Here is a 16578-nt window from a genome sequence, read left to right as displayed (position 1 = left end):
AAGTAAGAATGAGCAATGAACAGGCCGTAAAAATAGGCTGCTCGTTGCTCATTCTTACTTGCTCATTGACTTAAGTACTCAGCCCGTGCCTCGTCTAACAGGCGCAGAACCTCGGCGCGCTGCGCCCGCAGGCCGGCCCGCGTGGCGGCCGGCAGCCAGCGCACCCGCAGGCGGCGGAGGCGGGCGCTCAGCGTTTGCCAGTACCCTAGGGCGTAGAAGCCCGCCAGGGGCAGGCTCAGCACAAACAAGCTCGTCAGGCGCCAGTCGTGCGTCCAGTACTGCACCACCGCCGCCTCCACGGCGTAGGCCACCGGGAAAGTGACCATGCCTACGCTGAGCAGAATGGCGGCGACAAACTCCGTTTCCTTGGTAGCGCGGCGGGCTACCTGGGCCGGAATTTTATAGGGAATGTAGTTGGTCAGAAGCCCGTAGAGCCACACCGGCAAACCCAACACTAGGTTAAGAAAATCGGCGAGGCGCGAGCCCGGGCGGTGGCTTTGGTCAAGGGCATCGTCGTCGAGCCCGTGGGTGTGCAGGCTGGCCAGATACTGCCCTAGGGCCGCGCGCAGCGCGGCCAGCCGGCCCGAGTCGTGCTGCTCAAACCAGGCCACCGCATCGAGCAGCGTGCGGCTGAGCTCGAAGTTGTCGTAGAGCGTGTCGGGGTCGTCGTTGGGGTCGAGGTGGTCGCCGAAAGTGCGCTCGACCTGCTGGGCCAGCTGGTCGTGTTCGGCGGCGCGGCTGATGACGAGGCGCCGCTCCAGGCGCCGCCTGATTTCCTCGGTCAGCTCATCGGCAGCGGCGGTGGGGTCCTCGTGGTAGCGGGCGGCGTAGTCGGCCACCACGATGGGCGGGGCCACATTGAGCAGCACGTCGGAGCGAAAGCGGGTGGGGTCAAAGTAGTTGGTGCCGATGCACACCAGCTGGAGGCCCAGCTTAAAATCATGCCGGGCCTCGGCCCCTAGGGCAATGCGGGCGGCCCCGGTCTTGAGGGGGCGCAGGCGGCGCTCGCTTATGCTGGTGCCTTCCGGAAAAATCATGACGGTGCCGCCGCGCTCCAGGTAGTCGTAGCAGCGGCCAAAGCTGGCTTCGTTGCTGGCCGCCAGCTGCTTGGCGGTGGTGGCGCCTTCGCCCTCCGCATCTTGCCGGCGGTAGATGGGGATGCTGTTGCCCGAGCGCATGATGGCGCCGAGCAGCGGGTTTTTGAAGAAGGTGCTCTTGGCCAGAAACGCGATGGGCTGGTGCCGCTGCACGGCCGTCACGAGCGGGTCCATTAGCGTGTTGGGGTGGTTGCTGCACAGCATGAGCGGGCCCGGCAGGCGCAGGCGCTCGCGGTGGCGCACTTCGAGGCGCCGAAAAAACACGCGCAGCCCGAGGCGCACCACGGGTTTTATAACGGTGTAAAAGAGCATAGGCCGGCAAGTTTACACCAAAAAAGGCCGGCTGCTCACGCAGCCGGCCTTTTTTGTGATGGGTAATAGGCAATGGGTAATTGAAGTAATGCTAACAGGTATCACGCCAATTACCCATTACCCGAATTACCCATTGCGCCAATTACCCATTCAAGTTATTCGGGTTTTGGCCGCCCGAGGTGTTGGCGTCGTAGCGGCTACCCGAGGCGGGGCCTTGGTCGCGGCGCGGGCCCGGGGCGGGCGCGTGGCTGCGGCTGCCCGGGGCCTGGCGCCCTAGGTCATTGCTGTGCGACGAAGTGGGCGACGAAGTATAGCCGCTGCCCGAGCTTACGCGGGCTTTGCCAGCCGGGCCGGGGCCGGCGCCGTAGCGGCTATTGCCCCAGGGGCGCTGGCCCTTGCGGTCGTAGGCGTGGTCGCCGTCTTTGGTGTGGGGCTGGTGGTCGAAGGGCGACTTGCGGGGCCGGTCGCGGTACTCGCCTTTCGTTTTTTTGCTTTTGCCCCGCGTCAGCAAGAAGGCTACACCGGCGGCGAGCAGGCCCACGCTCACCGCTTTCTGGGTGGTGGTCAGGCCGTTGATACCCGTCAAGGCTTTGTTGCCGATTTCTTTGGCTTTTTGGGGCAGCTGCTGGGCTTGCTCGGCTACGCCGGAGTCGCTGAGCCATTTCTTACCGCTTTCAAGCGCGTTATCCAGCTTGGCTTTCACGCCGCTGGTGGCGGGCTGCGGCGCCGAGGCGTCGGTCGGGTACGGGTTGCTGCCGGTAGCATGGGCGGCCGTGGTCGAGAAGCTGGCCTCGCCGGGCGCTGTGTTCGCAGAATGCGAAAGACCGTTATTGGGGCCAACAATGCTGCCTAGGGGCTGGTGGGAAGTAGGTTCCATGAGCGAAAAAATGATAGGGGAAAGAACTATAAAGTGCCGGCTGCCCTCGCTGGGGCAGCCGGCACTAGTATTCGTAAGTTACGGCCAGCGGGTTGCGGTCGAGCTAACCGTTGCCTAGGCCACGCGGGGCGTGGCGCACGCGGGCAGCCAGCCATCGGCCCGGCCGCAGCGCGGGCACTGGCCCGGCACCGGCCCGGCGGGCAGCTCGCGCACGGTGGCGCAGGCGTGGCAGGCGTGGGCGCCCGCCGTGGGCAGCTCGTGCAGCGGGTGCTGGTAGAGTTCGGGCCAAATGGGTAGGCCGGGGCGCTCGTGTTCCGGCTCGAAAAAGAACACGCTGATTTCACCCGTGGCCTCGATGTAGAGGCGCCGCACCTGGCCCAGGTGCTCTACTTGCAGCTGCCGCAGCTGCCCGCACAGCTCCTGCCCCGTGAGGCTGGCCTTGGTAAAGGCCGGCAGGTCGATTTCGCCCTCCGCAATGATGAGCTCGGGCACGCCTTCCAGCAGGCGCTCGACGCGCGGGTTTTTATCAATCAAATAATTGAACAGCACGTACATGGCGATAATTACCACGAACACTGCCACGGCGTGCAGCAGCGGCGTATCGTGGTAGAGCGTCGCGTCACCGGCCGCCGAGCCCAGCACCAGTATCAGGGCAAACTCGAAGAGCGAGAGCTGCCGCACCCCGCGCTTACCCGAAATACGCAGCGCCCCCACCGTGAGCAAAAACATGACTACGCTGCGCAGCACTATTTCGAGCAGAAAGCTCAGCGGCGCGTCTTCCGATATCAGCAGCCGCTTCCAGGAAAAGGGCTCGATGGCCGCCAAGAGTAACGAAGAGAGAAACATAGCTCTTCCTTACGGGCGGGCCACGCCAATGGCTGCCCTAGGTGCCGCAAACTGGTCACCAAATGCTTTTTTGCCTAAACCGCCCACCTTAACCAAACAACCATTGGCCAAGGGCGTTAGGTAAATTGAATTTAAGTGCTGTGTTTAACGCTGTCTATGTTTCGTTTCTCAAATAAAGTTTGCCTGGTCACGGGCGCCACCTCCGGCATTGGGCGGGCCACGGCCGTGCGCCTAGGTCGCGAAGGTGCCACCGTCATTTGCCTGGGCCGCGAGGTCAAAGCCGGCCACGAGGTGGAGGCCGAGATAAAGGCCGGCGGCAGCGAGGCGCTATTCATTAAAACCGACGTGGGCAAGGACGCCGAGCTCGTGCACGCCGTGGAGCAAACCCTGGCCCGCTTCCAGCGCATCGACGTGCTGATAAACGATGCGGCCATGATGACCTTCACCCCACTGCTCGAAATGGACCCCGCCGACTGGGACCGCGTGCAAAACGTGAACATGCGGGCGCTTTTCCGGCTTTGTCAGCTCTGCATTCCGCACATGAAGGGCGGGGCCGTGGTGGCTATCAGCTCGGTACACGCCTTCCAGACCACGCCCAACGTGGTACCCTACGCCGCCAGCAAAGGCGCTACCGAAGCCTTTGTGCGCGGCCTTAGCCTCGAAATTCCCCACACCCAGGCGCGCATCAACGCACTAGCGCCCGGCGCCGTCGAAACGCCCATGCTGCGCAGCAACCCCAACGTGCAGAATGGCACCGAGAAGATAACCGGCCAAATCGGTACCCCCGACGAGCTGGCCGCCGCCATTTGCTTCTTGGCTTCGGACGAGGCCAGCTTCATCAACGGCACGACCCTGGTGGTCGATGGCGGGCGCCTGGCGCAGCTATAGCAGCAATAGCCGCCGTAAATTTTTAGGGCCTAGGTCGCACGCAGCGGCCTAGGCCCTTCTGTTATTAGTCCTAGGTGGCTCGCCGGGCCCGGCTTTCCATGAAGAGCCGGGCGCCTTCGCGGGCTTCTACCTCAAACCGGTTTTGGTAGTAGCCCACGCGGGCCGACTCCAGCAAGTACTGCCACAAAAAGCGCGGCAGCCCTAGGTCGCGCACCTGGCGCAGGTGCACCTCTTCGTGCGCCACCCACTCGGGGTCGGCCAGAAACTCGGCGCGGGTGGCGCCGCTTAGATGCACCGTGCGGCCCAGCACCATGGCCACGCGCGGGGCGCGGCCCAGCACCAGCCGGGCCACCCGGGCCAGCGGAGAGTTAACGAATGTGCGAGGCTCCATAAAGTACAAAATTCGGGCGAAACTACGAGTGCTATTTAAGAATAGTTACGGGACTGAAAAAATTATTTTCGCCCTCACACGGTACTTTTTTAATAAATTTTGTCCTTTGCCAATATTTTACTCGGCCGTATCGGTTTTTATGACTTAGATTTGGCTGAGCCTATTTCTAAGCTCAACCCAAAAAAGAGCTATTCGATTTCATTTTACTCACTCTAATTCTGGCGGTAGTTACCGCTTTGCCTAGCGCAACAATCACCTCCTCTTTTTCCGGTCAGCTAGCTTGATAGCACTGGCCGGTGCCCACCCCAACCGACGGACTATGAAGAATACCTTGCTGTGTTGCCTCGCCGCTGCCTCCCTGGCCCTTTCCTTCTGCTTTGACAAAGCACCCGATGCTTCGGCCTCGGCCGGTACTGCTACCCACGCCGTGCCCGCCGTAGCCGAAGCATCGCTGTTTTCGGGCCTGCTGCCCGGCGAAGAAAAGGATGCCACGCCGGTAGCGCCCGAGTCGGCGCTGATTACGGCCACCCGCGACTCGCTGGCCTACGGCTACTACGGCCAGACCCTAGGTCTGAAGCTGGCCCAAACCGAGAACAAGAGCCTGCTCCAAACCGTGATTGACTGGATTGGCACGCCCTATAGCTACGGCGCCAGCTCGCGCCGCGGCACCGACTGCTCGGGCTTCGTGACGCAGGTCTACAAGAAGGTCTACGGCATCACGCTCACGCACAGCTCGCGGGCCATGTTTGGCTCGGCCAAGCGCGTGGCCAAAACTGAGATGAAAGCCGGTGACCTCGTATTCTTCAGCCACGGCAAGGGCAACATCTACCACGTTGGCATTTATTTGAAGGACGGCAAGTTTGCCCACTCGGCCACCAACGGCGGCGTAATGGTGAGCTCGCTCAACCAAGCCTATTACAGCCACAATTTCTACGCCGCCGGCCGCGTAGAAGGCACCGAAATACCGCAGGCCGAAGCGTTGCTCGAAGCTGCCACCACGCAAGTGCTCGATTAAGCTCCGCTGTTGCCTTCGCCTGCCAAACGGCCCTTAGCTACCCTAGCTAAGGGCCGTTTTTGGTTGAATAAAAACATTGCCCGCCCGAATGCAGTAATAGGCCTTGGCAGTGGTAGCGCCGCTCGCTACTGCTCACCCTTTTCGTATGGCTACTTTCAACTCCCCCCCTTCCGGCAACGATGTGGCCGGCTCCAAGTTTTTCAAGAAATTCCTGGCTTCGGCTGAGAGTTATATCCAGCAGCCCACCCGGCTCAAGAAGCTTCTGACCGACGCCTACGAAAAGGCCAGCGAGAAAAAGGAGCTCGGCACGCTGGCCCAAGAGGCCTGGGAAACGCTGCAAAGCCTGTTTCGGCTCATCAAGCTCAGCCTTTCGGGCGAGTACACCGAGCTGCCGGCTACCACGGTAGTAGGCGCGGTGGCAGTACTTATCTACTTCATCTCGCCGATTGACCTAATTCCGGATTTTATTCCGGTGCTGGGCCTACTCGATGACATGGCGCTGGTGGCCTGGTTTTCGACTTCTATCAAGCACGAGCTCGACAAGTTTCACACCTGGGAAACTGCCAAAGCCGCCACGGTAGTCTCGGACGACGAGCTACGCAAGACTAGCCCGGCCACTACCAAGCAGCTAGGCTACGAGCCCTGGGAAAACCGCACGACCAGCACCACCAACCAGTCGGCCAAGAGTGCGGGGACCAGCACAAGCGCCAGTGCCTACACCGCTGCGCCCACGAGCACCGGCCCATCGGCTACCGACGCGGGCCTAGGCTCGCCCACCTCCTCTACTACCAAGCCCATCAGCGATGTGGGCCCCGACGGTCCGCTGCCCGAGCCCACGACGGAATCAGCCAAACGCGCCGGTGTGGACGATATCGCCAACGTGAGCGACAGCTCGCGCGACGGCAACGCCGGCCAGCGCAACGACACCGGCGGCAACAACCGGTAAGTCATGGGTAATTTGCGTAATAGGTAATGAGTAATAAAAAAGCTCGTCTGATGATTCAGACGAGCTTTTTTATTACTCATTACCTATTACGCAAATTACTACATCGCCTAGGCTGCGTGCGCCGTGACGTAGCGCACAAAGTCGCCGACCGTGTAGAACGGTACCTCGTCGGGCACGGTGATGTGGAAATTACGCTCTAGCTCCAGAATAATATCGACTAGGTCAACGGTATCGAAGCGAAGGTCGCGGCTGAGACTGGCGGTGCGGCGCAGGCGCACTGCCTTTATGGCTTTGCGCTTGCTAATAATACGAAGCACTTGCTGCTCGATAGTTTTGGGGGCAGCCGGGGCGGTAGAGGTAGCAGCAGCGAACATAAGAAAAGAGCGTGAGAATGCAGAAAGGCAGGGTGAGAAAGTCTTTTTGCGTCAGTTGATTGCTGGGCATCGAGCGGCGCTTATCCGGAGAAAGGCTTTACTCAACACCCAGCAATCAACCTACCACAAGAACTAGGCCAGCACGGGCGGCGTAGCAGCTTCTACCTCCTCGCGGTCGGCTGGAACCGAAGGCGGCGGGCTGTTTACATCGCGCCCGGTGAAGGCCGCCTGTATCTTCTCGTTGAGCAGATACATAACCGGGACTACCAGCAGGGTAACAAGGGTTGCAAACGACAACCCGAAAATGATGGTCCAAGCCAGTGGGCCCCAGAATACCACCGACTCGCCACCCAGAAAGAAGTGCGGGTTACCGGAGTTGAAGAGCTCGTAGAAGTCGATGTTGAGGCCAATGGCCAGCGGAATCAGACCTAGGATAGCGGCTGTGGCCGTGAGGATAACCGGGTTGAGGCGGGTGCGGCCGGCCAGCACCAGGGCATCGTGCAAGCCCATACCCTGCGAGCGCAACATGTCGGTGAATTCGACCAGCAGAATCCCGTTTTTCACCACGATACCGGCCAGGGCAATAATGCCTACCCCAGTCATTACGATGGAGATGTTCATGCCCGTGATGGCCAGGCCGAGCATTACGCCGATGATGGAGAAAATAACCTCGGTGAGGATGATGAGCGGCTTGGCCACCGAGTTGAACTGCGTCACGAGCACCAGGAAGATGAGGGCGATGGCACCCACGGCAGCCACGCCGAGGAAGTCGCTGGTTTCTTTCTGGTCTTCTTGGGCGCCGCCCATTTTCACGGTGTAGCCGGCCGGCACGGGGAAGCTTTTGAGGGCGCGGGTCACGTTGGCCACCACGTCGGGGCCGGTGAAACCGTTGAGCACGTTGGAGCTAATCGTGATGAGGCGGTGCGTGTCTTTGCGCTTAATGCCGCCGTAGGTGGTGCCGTAGTTGACATCAGCCACGGCCGAGATGGGCACCTGGCGCACGGCGCCGGTGGCGTCGCGGAAGGTGAGCGGCGAGTTCACGATGGCGTCTACGTTGTCGCGGTAGGGCTTGGCGTAGCGCACCTGGATGGGGTACTCGTCGTCGGCGGTCTTGAATTTGCTGGCCTCAAAACCGTAGATGGCGGTGCGGACTTCCGAGCCGATTTGGGCGGTCGAAATGCCTTCGCGGTTGGCCCGCACGCGGTTGATGCGCACGCCGATTTCGGGGTTGCGGTCCTGCAAATCGGAGCGCAAGTCTTCGATACCCCCGATTTTCAGCGAATCGACGTAGTGCTCTACTCTCTTGCTCAGCGCGGCCAGTTTAGGATAGTCGTCGCCCGATACTTCAATGGCAACGGGCTTACCCTGGGGCGGGCCGCTCGACTCCTGGTCAACGGACACCTCGGCGCCGGGAATGCCTTTCACCGCCTCCCGAATCTTGTCCATGTAGATGTGCGTCTCGGGGCCCGTGCGCTCGGCTAGCTCTTTGAAGGCCACGCCGACCTTGCCTAGATGCGACTGCGATACGCCCGAAGCCGTAGCCTCGGTGGGGTCGCCGGCGCCAATGGCCACGTTGGTAATCACCGATTCTACGTCGGGATTTTTGCGGCCGATGATGCCGTACACGCGCTGCTCCAGGATTTTGGTTACCGAGTCGGTGACCTCCACGCGGGTGCCGACGGGCATGCGCAGGTACGTGTAGATAAACTTAGGGTCGCCTTTGGGGAAGAAGTCCACCTTGGGCTTGCGAGCGCCCACGGCCATGATGCTGCCGATAAACATCAGCACCAGGCTGGCCATGATGCCCACTTGGCGCCAGATAGAGCCGCCCACCACAATCTCTACGAGACGAGCGTAGCCATCCTGGAAGCGCGGCAAAATGCTGCGCTGGAAGCCAGCTATCATGTAGATAAACACGTACTTGTCGAGCAAGCACAACGCCAGGATGGTCAGGAACAGGTTGCCGGTGAACGTAGAGCCGGCTAGATAGCCGCCCACTGCCACCAGCGCCAGCCCGCCCATGCCGATGAGGAAGCCGCGCGTCATTTTGGGCGTTTCCACGCGGTCGAGGTGCTCCTCGCGATTCATGAAGCTCACGGCGAATACCGGGTTCATGATGAAGGCCACGATGAGCGAGGCCCCTAGGGTCAGAATCAGGGTCACGGGCAGGAAGAACATGAACGAGCCCACAATACCGGGCCAGAACATGAGCGGCACGAACGGCGCCACCGTCGTCAGCGTACCAGCCAATACTGGAATAAACACCTCGCCGGCCGCGTACTTGGCCGCCTTGGCGGTGCTTAAATTTGGGTGCTCGTGCAGCAGGCGGTGCGTGTTTTCGATAACCACGATGGCGTCGTCCACCACGATACCTAGGGCCAGCAAGAAGGCGAAGAGCACAATCATGTTCAGCGAGAAGCCGAACATGGGCAGCATCACAAAAGCCAGGAACATCGACAGCGGCACCGACAAGCCCACAAAGAGCGCGTTGGTGGTACCCATGAAGAACATCAGAATCAACGTCACCAGCAGGAAGCCGATGATAATGGTGTTAATTAGGTCATTGAGCGTGTTGCGCGTCTCGTTCGACGAGTCGCCCGTAATCGTGATTTTCAGACCCTTGGGCATGCTCGCCTCCGAGGTTTTCACCAGCTCGTGAATCTTGTCCGAGGCGTCGAGCAGGTTCTCGCCCTGGCGCTTCACTACGTTCAGGGTCACGGTGGGCTGGCCGTCGAGGCGGGCGTAGCTCTCGCGGTCTTTAAAGGCGTCTTGCACGGTGGCAATGTCACCTAGGCGCACCGGGGCGCCGCGCAGGTTCTTAATCTGGATGTCGGCAATGTCGACCGCATTCACGTACTGGCCGGCCACGCGCACGGCGCGCTTTTGGTCGCCCACGTCGATGGAGCCGCCCGACACCGTGATGTTTTCGCGAGCAATGGAATTCTCAATGTCGGTGAAGCTGAGCTGCGACGCTTGCAGCTTGTTCAGGTCCACGTCCACGTTCACTTGCTGCTCCAAGGCACCCACGATATCGACGCGGGTGATTTCGGGCAGCGCCTCAATCTTATCCTGGAAGTCGTCGGCCAGCTTTTTGAGCTGCGAGGCGGGCAGGTTGCCGCTCAGGTTGACGTACATAATCGGCTGCTCCGAAATGTTGACTTCCTGCACCGTGGGGTCGGTGGGCAGGTCGTTGGGCAGCTCGGTGCGGGCCTTGTCCACGGCATCCTTGATGAGCTGCTTGGCATACTGCACGTCCACGCCGGAGTTAAACTCCACGTCCACAATACAATAGTCCTGGTTCGAGGTCGAGTTGATTTTCTTCACCCCGTTCACGCCCTTGATTTCCTTTTCGAGCTGGCGCGTCACCAGGTTTTCGATGTCGGTCGGCGACGTGCCCGGGTACACCGTGGCCACGATGATGCGCGGAATCACGATGTCGGGAAACTTCTCCTTGCCGAGCTTGACGTAGGCAAAAATGCCCATTATCGTCAGCAGCAAGGTGATGATGTAAATACTCGTCTTATTATTAATCGACCAACTAGTGGGGCCGAATTCTTTTTCCACGTCTTGCATAGTAATAGCTGGTTGAGGAAGTATCGTGGACCCTGCGGGTCCGCGCGTGTTATTAGGCTGGGCCATTCACTCGCGGACCCACAGGGTCCACGGTACAGCTAGCCGACTTTCACTGTCTGCCCTTCGTTGAGGTTCTGGTAGCCGGCCGAAATCACTTCGTCGCCCGATTTCAGGCCGCTGGTCACTTCTTGCTTGCCGTTGTACGTCTGGCCGGTTTTAATCACGCGCTTGGCGACCACTGCCTTGCCACCCGCCTGGTTGACTACCAGCACGTAGGCGTTTTCCTCATCGTGCTGAATCAGGTCGACCGGCAGCACGGTGGCGCTGGCGTTGCCGTAGTTTTTGATGCGCACGGTGGCTACCATGTTGGGGCGCAGCTTGTTGGCAGCATTACCCGGCAAGCGCAGCTCCACGGTGAACGTGCGGCTGGTGGCCGAAATCGTGCGGCTCACGGTGCGCACGGTGCTCGGAATTTCTTCCTGGCCCATATCGGGCAGCGTCACCAGGGCCTTGTCGCCGGCCTTGATGCTGCCCGCGTAGGCTTCGGATACATCGGCGAGGACCTTGCCGCCCTGGCCGCTGTTGAGCTGCACCACCGGCGCGCCGGGCGCCACGGTTTCGCCCAGTTTCGGAATCACGTTATCGACTACACCGGCGTAGGGCGCCACCACGTTGTAGAGGGCTTTCTGCTGGTTGAGGCTACCTAGGTTGCGCTGCAAGGCCTGGTAGTTATTCTTGGCTTGCAGGTACTGCACCTCGGTGCCAATCTGCTGCTTCCAGAGGCCGGCTTGCTTGTCGTAAATCGTTTTGGCCAGGTCCATGCGAGTGCGCAGCTCCGCAATGTTGGCGTCCAGGATGCTGGCATCCACGGTGGCCAGCACCTGGCCTTTGCGCACCCGGTCGCCGCGCTGCACGCGCACGCTGGTGAGCGTGCCGGCCGCCCGGGCGCCCACGGTGGCGTTCTGGTCGAAGTCAACGCGGCCCTGCACCTCGAGGTAGCCCGCGAAGTTTTGGGGCGCTACTTTAATTACCGACACGGGCACGGCGCTGTTGGCGTCGGCCGTTTTGGCGGCCCCGGTCTTGGCCTCTAGGTCGGCTATTTTGGCCTGGGTCGCGGCTTGCTCGGCCTTGAGCTTGGTGAGCTCGGCGTTGGGGTCTTTGTCGCCCCCGCCGCACGAGGCGAGGAACAGCGCAGCGGCGAGCAGGGAGTAACGGGAGTTAGTGAGATTCATATAAGTAAAGAGTGGTCATGCAGCGCGCCGCGAAGCATCTCGCGCGTTTCGTTGCTAACGTTCAGGCTTACTGCGCCACGCGAGATGCTTCGCGGCGCGCTGCATGACAGTCGATTACAAAAAAGGATTTACTTGCTCTGCGAATACAGTTCGCCGGTGGCTTTATCGCGGTCTACCTTAGCCACCAGCACGTCGTAAATGGCAGCGTAGTAGTTGGTTTGGGCTTCGCGCAGGTCGGTTTCGGCCGTTATCAGCTCCACGTTGGAGCCCACGCCGGCCTGAAATTTTATCTTCGACACGCGGGCCACGTCGGCGGCCAGCGCTAGGTTGTCCTTCTGGTTGTCAAGCACGTCGAGAGCATTCACCAGTGTGGCGCGGCTCTGGGCATCTTGCAAGTCAATGCTTTGGCGCAGCGTTTCGAAACCGTGCTCAAGCGTCTTTTGCTGCAAGCGCGCCTGCTGCACCTGGTACTTGCGGCGGAAGCCATCGAATATCGGCACGTTCAGGGCCAGGCCCACGTTGCCGAAGCCAAACCAGTTTTGATTGAGTTGACCCAGCCCGTTGACCGACTCAGGGCCGCGGAAGGCGAATAAATCCTTCGCCGACTTAGCCGAGCCCGTGAAGCCGTAGGCAGCCGTGAGGCTCAGGCGCGGGTAGGCGCCGCGCTGGCGGTTGGCTAGGTCGAGGCCAGCCAGCGCTTGCTGCGTTTCGAGGGTCGAGAACTCGATGCGGTTATTATAATTAAAGGCCGCCTGGGCCTGGGTAGGCTGACCGGTGTTGTTGGCCACGGGGGCGTTGTCGCGGGCGGTTTGGCCGGGCGTGGGCGGGGGTAAGGTGGGCACCCCGCCGAGGCTTTGGTCGCCGCCGCCGGTATTGAAGTTGGCGCTACCTAGGCGCTGGCGTAGCGCCCCGGCATCAACCACGGCCGCGCCGAGCGAGTCGGTGAGCTGCACGGGCTGGGCCTGCGGCAGGCCCATCTGAAACTTGAGCAAGGCTACGCTCAGCTCGGTGAGACGCAGCGCTTTCTGCTGCTCCACGGCCAAGTTGTTGCGCTGCACGCGCAGGCGGTCCACGTCGAGCTTTTCGGCAAAGCCGGCCTTAAACGTCTGGTTGGTTTGATAGAGCAGCGTGTCGAGGCGATGCACGTTGCGGGCCAGCAGCGTGAGGCGGGCGCGGGCCACCAGCGTGCTGTAGTAGGCCTTACTCACCTGCTCAATCACGTCGATTTCGGCCTGCTGAGTCTGCTTCTTCGAGAGCTCTTCGTACACTTTAGCGGCCCGCAGACCAATGAGATACGAACCATCAAAGAGCATCTGCGAAAACGAGGCGCTCGTGTTGCCCGCGTACTGTAGGCCGAAGGCAATGGCCTGGGGCGGCAGCGACACGGCCTGGGCGTAGGCCGGCGAGAGCGTGACGCTCTGGCCAGCCGAGGCCGCCGCAATATCGCGCGGCGTGAGAGTGGTACCGCTGAGCGTGGGGCCCGAAAAGGCGCCCGCATCGAGCAGCGACTTTTGCAGCTTGAAGTTGTCGGCCAGGTTGGCGGCCAAGCTCACCTGCGGCAGGCCCTGAGCCTTGGTTTCGCCTACTTTGGCCTTGGCGGTTTGCTCGGCCAGGCGGGTGGCCAGCAGGCTGGGCTTGTTAGCCACGGCGTAGCGCACGGCCTGGCTCAGGCTCATGGCCATGGGGCCAGCGGCGGGCTGCGCAGGCAAGGCTGCCGGGTTTTGGGCTTCGACCGGGGCCCAGGTACCGAGGGCCAGGGCCGCCAGCAGCGCCTTGGTTAATACGTTCTTCATGAAAGTGGTGAGGACCGAAGAAGGGTGATAAGTAGCAGCCAAGCAGGCTATTCTTCTTCCGTAATGTGTTGGTATTTATTGAATAACCGGTGGCCTTTCAGCGTAGCCACCCCTAGCAAAAAGTGCTCATCGAATACTCGGTTGACGCGCACGGGCGAAAACTGCGCGGGTGGGTAGCGGTCGGGGTCGAAGGCCAGCTCTATCTGGGCCAGGTTGAGGCGGGCCAGCACCTCCACGTCGAGGTCGGCCCGAAATAGTCCTTCGGCGATGCCGCGCCGCAGGTTTTGAGTTATTTGGTCGAGAATGAAGGCGTTTTTGTGCGTGGCAAACAGCGCCCAGGCATCGGAGTGGTACTTTTTGAGGTCATAGAAAATGCTGGGGTGCACGTTACTAAATTCCTTGTCGGCCCAGGCCGAGAGACTGAGCATCTCTTGCACGGCGTTGGCGGCGGTGCTCGCTACGCGGGTGCACTCGCCCTGCGCCTGGCCGAGGTGCGTCGTCATCACGGCCAGTACTATGTCATCCTTGCTGGCAAAGGTTTTGTACAACGTCTTTTTCGACATGCCAAGGTCCGCAGCAATGTCGTCCATGCTTACACTCTTGATACCGTTGCGCAAAAACAGCGCGCTGGCTCGGGTCAATATTCGGTCCTTGTTTTCCATGGTTGGCATGGCAAAGATACGACGGAAACTATGGGTGAGTTCAAAGTTTCCAAAGTTTCTTCCGTTGCCTCTCCGTTTCCCTTCTTGCTCCCCTAACGCGTTCACCTGCCGTTTACTTTAACTCACCCCCTTAATTTTTCAACAAGCGCGCTGGCCGGCGCGCCGCAGCTACTAATATTAGTTTTGCAAAGCTAATAATATTGGCTTAAATATAGTAGCATTTGGCTACTAATTTTTTTACAATCATTCTGGCGGCGTTGGGCCGGGGCGCGGGCCAATACCTTTGCAGTCTCGCTATTCTGCCTCATTTTTATGAAAATCCGCGTTGGCTTCGGCTACGACGTTCACCAACTCAAGGAAGGCCTGCCCTTCTGGCTCGGCGGCATTGAGGTGCCGCACACCCACGGCGCCCTAGGTCACTCCGATGCCGACGTGCTCATCCACGTCATCTGCGATGCCCTGTTAGGCGCGGCCAACCTGCGCGACATCGGCTTCCACTTCCCCGACACCGATGCGCAATACAAGGGCATCGACAGCAAAAAGCTGCTGGCCGAGGTCATGCGGATTCTGCGCGCGAAGGGCTACGAGGTGGGCAATATTGACTCGACCATCTGCCTCGAGCGGCCCAAGGTAAACCCGCACATTCCAGCCATGCGCACGGTGTTAGCCCAGGTCATGGGCGTGGACGAGGACGATATTTCTATTAAGGCCACCACCACGGAGAAGCTGGGCTTTGTGGGCCGGCAGGAGGGCGTAGCGGCTTATGCTACCGTGCTGGTTACGAAGGCCTAGGCAGCATCTATTCGCTATCTGGCACCCTATCCTTAATTATTTCCGCTTAGCTCCCGCTCACTGCCTTTCTAGTATGAGATACCCCCTGCTGCTCCTCGCCACCCTAGCGCTCCCGGCTACCCTAGCCGCCCAAACGCCGGGCGCGGTTAAGGTCAAAACCAAGACCAAAACGAGGCTCAACAAGACGCTCGTGGCCACGCCCATTGATGGCGGCATTGCGCCCCACGGCTCGGTGCCGGTGGCGCCCGTGCAGGTGGCCGACTACGCCACGCGCTACGCCGAGCGCTACATCACGCAGGACAAGCTGCGCCGCGACCTTTCGGTGCTGGCCTCCGACGAGTACGAGGGCCGCGAAACCGGCACCAAAGGCCAGAAAATGGCCGCCGCCTACATCACCCAGCAGTTTAAGCTGGACAGCCTGGTGGCGCCCGTGGCGGCCAACGCAGCTAACCCTTATCTGCAAACCTTCGACCTGGAGCGCAGCGCCTGGCAGAAGGGCGGCACGCTTACGGTGGGTGGCAAGACCTACGCGTGGCTCAAGGATTTTTACGCGTTTGGGCGCTCGCCCTTCCAGCAGGCTACGGCGGTGCAGCCCGTGTTTGTGGGTTACGGCATCGAGCAGGGCCCGTACTCCGACTACGCCGGGCGCGACGTGCAGGGCAAGGACCTGGTGATGCTGCTCGGCGAGCCCCGCACGGCCGAGGGAAAGTCGGTGCTGAGCGACGACGGCAGCGCTACCAAATGGAGCGTTGACTTTCGGGCCAAGGCGGCGCTGGCGGCGCAGAAAGGCGCCCGCAGCGTCTTTTTCATCAGCACCGAGCCGGCGCTGGCTTTCGAGAAAACGCAGGAGCGGCTGGCCCCGCGCGTGATGCAGCCCATCATTGCGGCGGCCGAGCCGGGCGGGGGCCGGGCGCCGTCGTTCTTCGTGTCGCCGGCCGTGGGCGGCAAGCTCCTAGGTGCCTCGGAGGCGGCGCTGCGCAGCTATGGCGCGGCCACAGCAGCGGCCAAAGCGCCGGTAGCCAGCAAGTTTAAGCCGGTTAAGTTCACCATCAACGCCCCGCAAGAACGCTCGGCGGTGGGTACCGAAAACGTGCTGGGCTTTTTGCCGGGCACCGACAAGAAGAACGAGATTCTGGTTGTCTCGGCCCACTACGACCACCTAGGTATCATTGGCGGGCAGGTGTATAACGGAGCTGACGACGATGGCTCGGGCACGACCGGCATGCTGGCCATTGCCGAGGCGTTTACGAAGGCGGCCCACGCGGGGCACGGGCCGCGCCGCAGTATCCTGTTTCTGGCCAATACCGGCGAGGAGAAGGGGCTGCTGGGCTCGGAGTACTACGCCAACCACCCGGTTTTTCCGCTGGCTAATACCATCACCGACCTCAACATCGACATGATTGGGCGCACCGACGTGGCCCACGAGGGCAAAGCCGACTATGTATATGTTATTGGCTCGGACAAGCTGTCGTCGCAGCTGCACACGGTGCTAGAGGCCGCTAACCAGCAGTACACCAAAATCGACCTCGACTACCGCTTCAACGACCCCAACGACCCGAACCGGTTTTACTACCGCTCGGACCACTACAACTTCGCGGTGCACAAAATTCCGGTGGCGTTTTTCTTCAACGGCGTGCACGCCGACTACCACGAAGCCAGCGACGAAATCAGCAAGATTGAGTTTGGCAAAATGGAGGCACGGGCCCGGCTCGTGTTCTACATTGCCTGGGAGCTGGCCAACCGCGACGAGCGGCCGGCCGTGGATTCCAATAAACCTTAA

At 60.9% G+C, this 16578-nt stretch carries 13 protein-coding genes and 1 pseudogene; 5 read left to right on the top strand and 9 right to left on the bottom strand.

Going from position 1 to position 16578, the window contains the following annotated elements:
* Positions 1–62: 62 nt before the first annotated feature.
* The 3 genes from ACFSDX_RS01920 to ACFSDX_RS01910 form a co-directional block, all read right to left on the bottom strand.
* Positions 63–1409, bottom strand: coding sequence for a lysophospholipid acyltransferase family protein (locus tag ACFSDX_RS01920; protein WP_382311505.1), 1347 nt, complete (start codon positions 1407–1409; stop codon positions 63–65).
* A gap of 142 nt (positions 1410–1551) precedes the next feature.
* Positions 1552–2286: a hypothetical protein gene (locus tag ACFSDX_RS01915; protein ID WP_382311504.1), complete on the bottom strand. Its 735-nt coding sequence runs from the start codon at positions 2284–2286 to the stop codon at positions 1552–1554.
* A 114-nt stretch (positions 2287–2400) separates the two neighbouring features.
* Entirely contained in the window at positions 2401–3132 is a 732-nt protein-coding gene (locus tag ACFSDX_RS01910; protein WP_382311503.1) for a DUF421 domain-containing protein, read from the bottom strand.
* 156 nt (positions 3133–3288) lie between these two features.
* Between ACFSDX_RS01910 and ACFSDX_RS01905 the strand changes: the two genes are divergently transcribed.
* Positions 3289–4020: an SDR family NAD(P)-dependent oxidoreductase gene (locus ACFSDX_RS01905; RefSeq protein WP_382311502.1), complete on the top strand. Its 732-nt coding sequence runs from the start codon at positions 3289–3291 to the stop codon at positions 4018–4020.
* A 70-nt stretch (positions 4021–4090) separates the two neighbouring features.
* On the opposite strand, the gene ACFSDX_RS01900 is transcribed toward ACFSDX_RS01905, so the two are convergent.
* Complete coding sequence (locus ACFSDX_RS01900) at positions 4091–4411, bottom strand: hypothetical protein (protein ID WP_382311501.1); 321 nt, start codon at positions 4409–4411, stop codon at positions 4091–4093.
* A gap of 319 nt (positions 4412–4730) precedes the next feature.
* Here ACFSDX_RS01900 and ACFSDX_RS01895 point away from each other — a divergent pair, with 319 nt between their 5' ends.
* Complete coding sequence (locus ACFSDX_RS01895; RefSeq protein WP_382311500.1) at positions 4731–5426, top strand: C40 family peptidase; 696 nt, start codon at positions 4731–4733, stop codon at positions 5424–5426.
* Between the two features lie 412 nt (positions 5427–5838).
* Positions 5839–5931: pseudogene (locus ACFSDX_RS01890) on the top strand (YkvA family protein); the annotation flags it as partial.
* 548 nt (positions 5932–6479) lie between these two features.
* Here ACFSDX_RS01890 and ACFSDX_RS01885 read toward each other — a convergent pair.
* The 5 genes from ACFSDX_RS01885 to ACFSDX_RS01865 form a co-directional block, all read right to left on the bottom strand.
* Positions 6480–6746, bottom strand: a complete 267-nt coding sequence (locus tag ACFSDX_RS01885; RefSeq protein WP_382311499.1) for an acyl carrier protein — start codon at positions 6744–6746, stop codon at positions 6480–6482.
* Positions 6747–6878: 132 nt separating this feature from the next.
* Positions 6879–10319, bottom strand: a complete 3441-nt coding sequence (locus ACFSDX_RS01880) for an efflux RND transporter permease subunit (RefSeq protein WP_382311498.1) — start codon at positions 10317–10319, stop codon at positions 6879–6881.
* 98 nt (positions 10320–10417) lie between these two features.
* Complete coding sequence (locus tag ACFSDX_RS01875) at positions 10418–11551, bottom strand: efflux RND transporter periplasmic adaptor subunit (RefSeq protein WP_382311497.1); 1134 nt, start codon at positions 11549–11551, stop codon at positions 10418–10420.
* Positions 11552–11679: 128 nt separating this feature from the next.
* Entirely contained in the window at positions 11680–13344 is a 1665-nt protein-coding gene (locus ACFSDX_RS01870) for a TolC family protein (RefSeq protein ID WP_382311496.1), read from the bottom strand.
* Between the two features lie 47 nt (positions 13345–13391).
* Positions 13392–14006: a TetR/AcrR family transcriptional regulator gene (locus ACFSDX_RS01865; protein WP_382311495.1), complete on the bottom strand. Its 615-nt coding sequence runs from the start codon at positions 14004–14006 to the stop codon at positions 13392–13394.
* 312 nt (positions 14007–14318) lie between these two features.
* Between ACFSDX_RS01865 and ispF the strand changes: the two genes are divergently transcribed.
* Positions 14319–14798, top strand: coding sequence for a 2-C-methyl-D-erythritol 2,4-cyclodiphosphate synthase (ispF, locus tag ACFSDX_RS01860; protein WP_382311494.1), 480 nt, complete (start codon positions 14319–14321; stop codon positions 14796–14798).
* 73 nt (positions 14799–14871) lie between these two features.
* On the top strand, positions 14872–16578 hold the full coding sequence (locus tag ACFSDX_RS01855) for a M28 family peptidase (RefSeq protein ID WP_382311493.1): 1707 nt from the start codon (positions 14872–14874) through the stop codon (positions 16576–16578).

This window comes from Hymenobacter bucti (genome assembly GCF_042681145.1).
GTDB classification, from domain to species: Bacteria; Bacteroidota; Bacteroidia; order Cytophagales; family Hymenobacteraceae; genus Hymenobacter; species Hymenobacter bucti.
Note: the sequence above shows the minus strand (reverse complement) of the source record. Positions and strands in the feature narration are given on the sequence as shown.

Coding starts and splice junctions, on each gene's coding strand:
- ACFSDX_RS01920 (WP_382311505.1), bottom strand. CDS start 1,409: ATGCTCTTTTACACCGTTATAAAACCCGTGGTGCGCCTCGGGCTGCGC.
- ACFSDX_RS01915 (WP_382311504.1), bottom strand. CDS start 2,286: ATGGAACCTACTTCCCACCAGCCCCTAGGCAGCATTGTTGGCCCCAAT.
- ACFSDX_RS01910 (WP_382311503.1), bottom strand. CDS start 3,132: ATGTTTCTCTCTTCGTTACTCTTGGCGGCCATCGAGCCCTTTTCCTGG.
- ACFSDX_RS01905 (WP_382311502.1), top strand. CDS start 3,289: ATGTTTCGTTTCTCAAATAAAGTTTGCCTGGTCACGGGCGCCACCTCC.
- ACFSDX_RS01900 (WP_382311501.1), bottom strand. CDS start 4,411: ATGGAGCCTCGCACATTCGTTAACTCTCCGCTGGCCCGGGTGGCCCGG.
- ACFSDX_RS01895 (WP_382311500.1), top strand. CDS start 4,731: ATGAAGAATACCTTGCTGTGTTGCCTCGCCGCTGCCTCCCTGGCCCTT.
- ACFSDX_RS01885 (WP_382311499.1), bottom strand. CDS start 6,746: ATGTTCGCTGCTGCTACCTCTACCGCCCCGGCTGCCCCCAAAACTATC.
- ACFSDX_RS01880 (WP_382311498.1), bottom strand. CDS start 10,319: ATGCAAGACGTGGAAAAAGAATTCGGCCCCACTAGTTGGTCGATTAAT.
- ACFSDX_RS01875 (WP_382311497.1), bottom strand. CDS start 11,551: ATGAATCTCACTAACTCCCGTTACTCCCTGCTCGCCGCTGCGCTGTTC.
- ACFSDX_RS01870 (WP_382311496.1), bottom strand. CDS start 13,344: ATGAAGAACGTATTAACCAAGGCGCTGCTGGCGGCCCTGGCCCTCGGT.
- ACFSDX_RS01865 (WP_382311495.1), bottom strand. CDS start 14,006: ATGGAAAACAAGGACCGAATATTGACCCGAGCCAGCGCGCTGTTTTTG.
- ispF (WP_382311494.1), top strand. CDS start 14,319: ATGAAAATCCGCGTTGGCTTCGGCTACGACGTTCACCAACTCAAGGAA.
- ACFSDX_RS01855 (WP_382311493.1), top strand. CDS start 14,872: ATGAGATACCCCCTGCTGCTCCTCGCCACCCTAGCGCTCCCGGCTACC.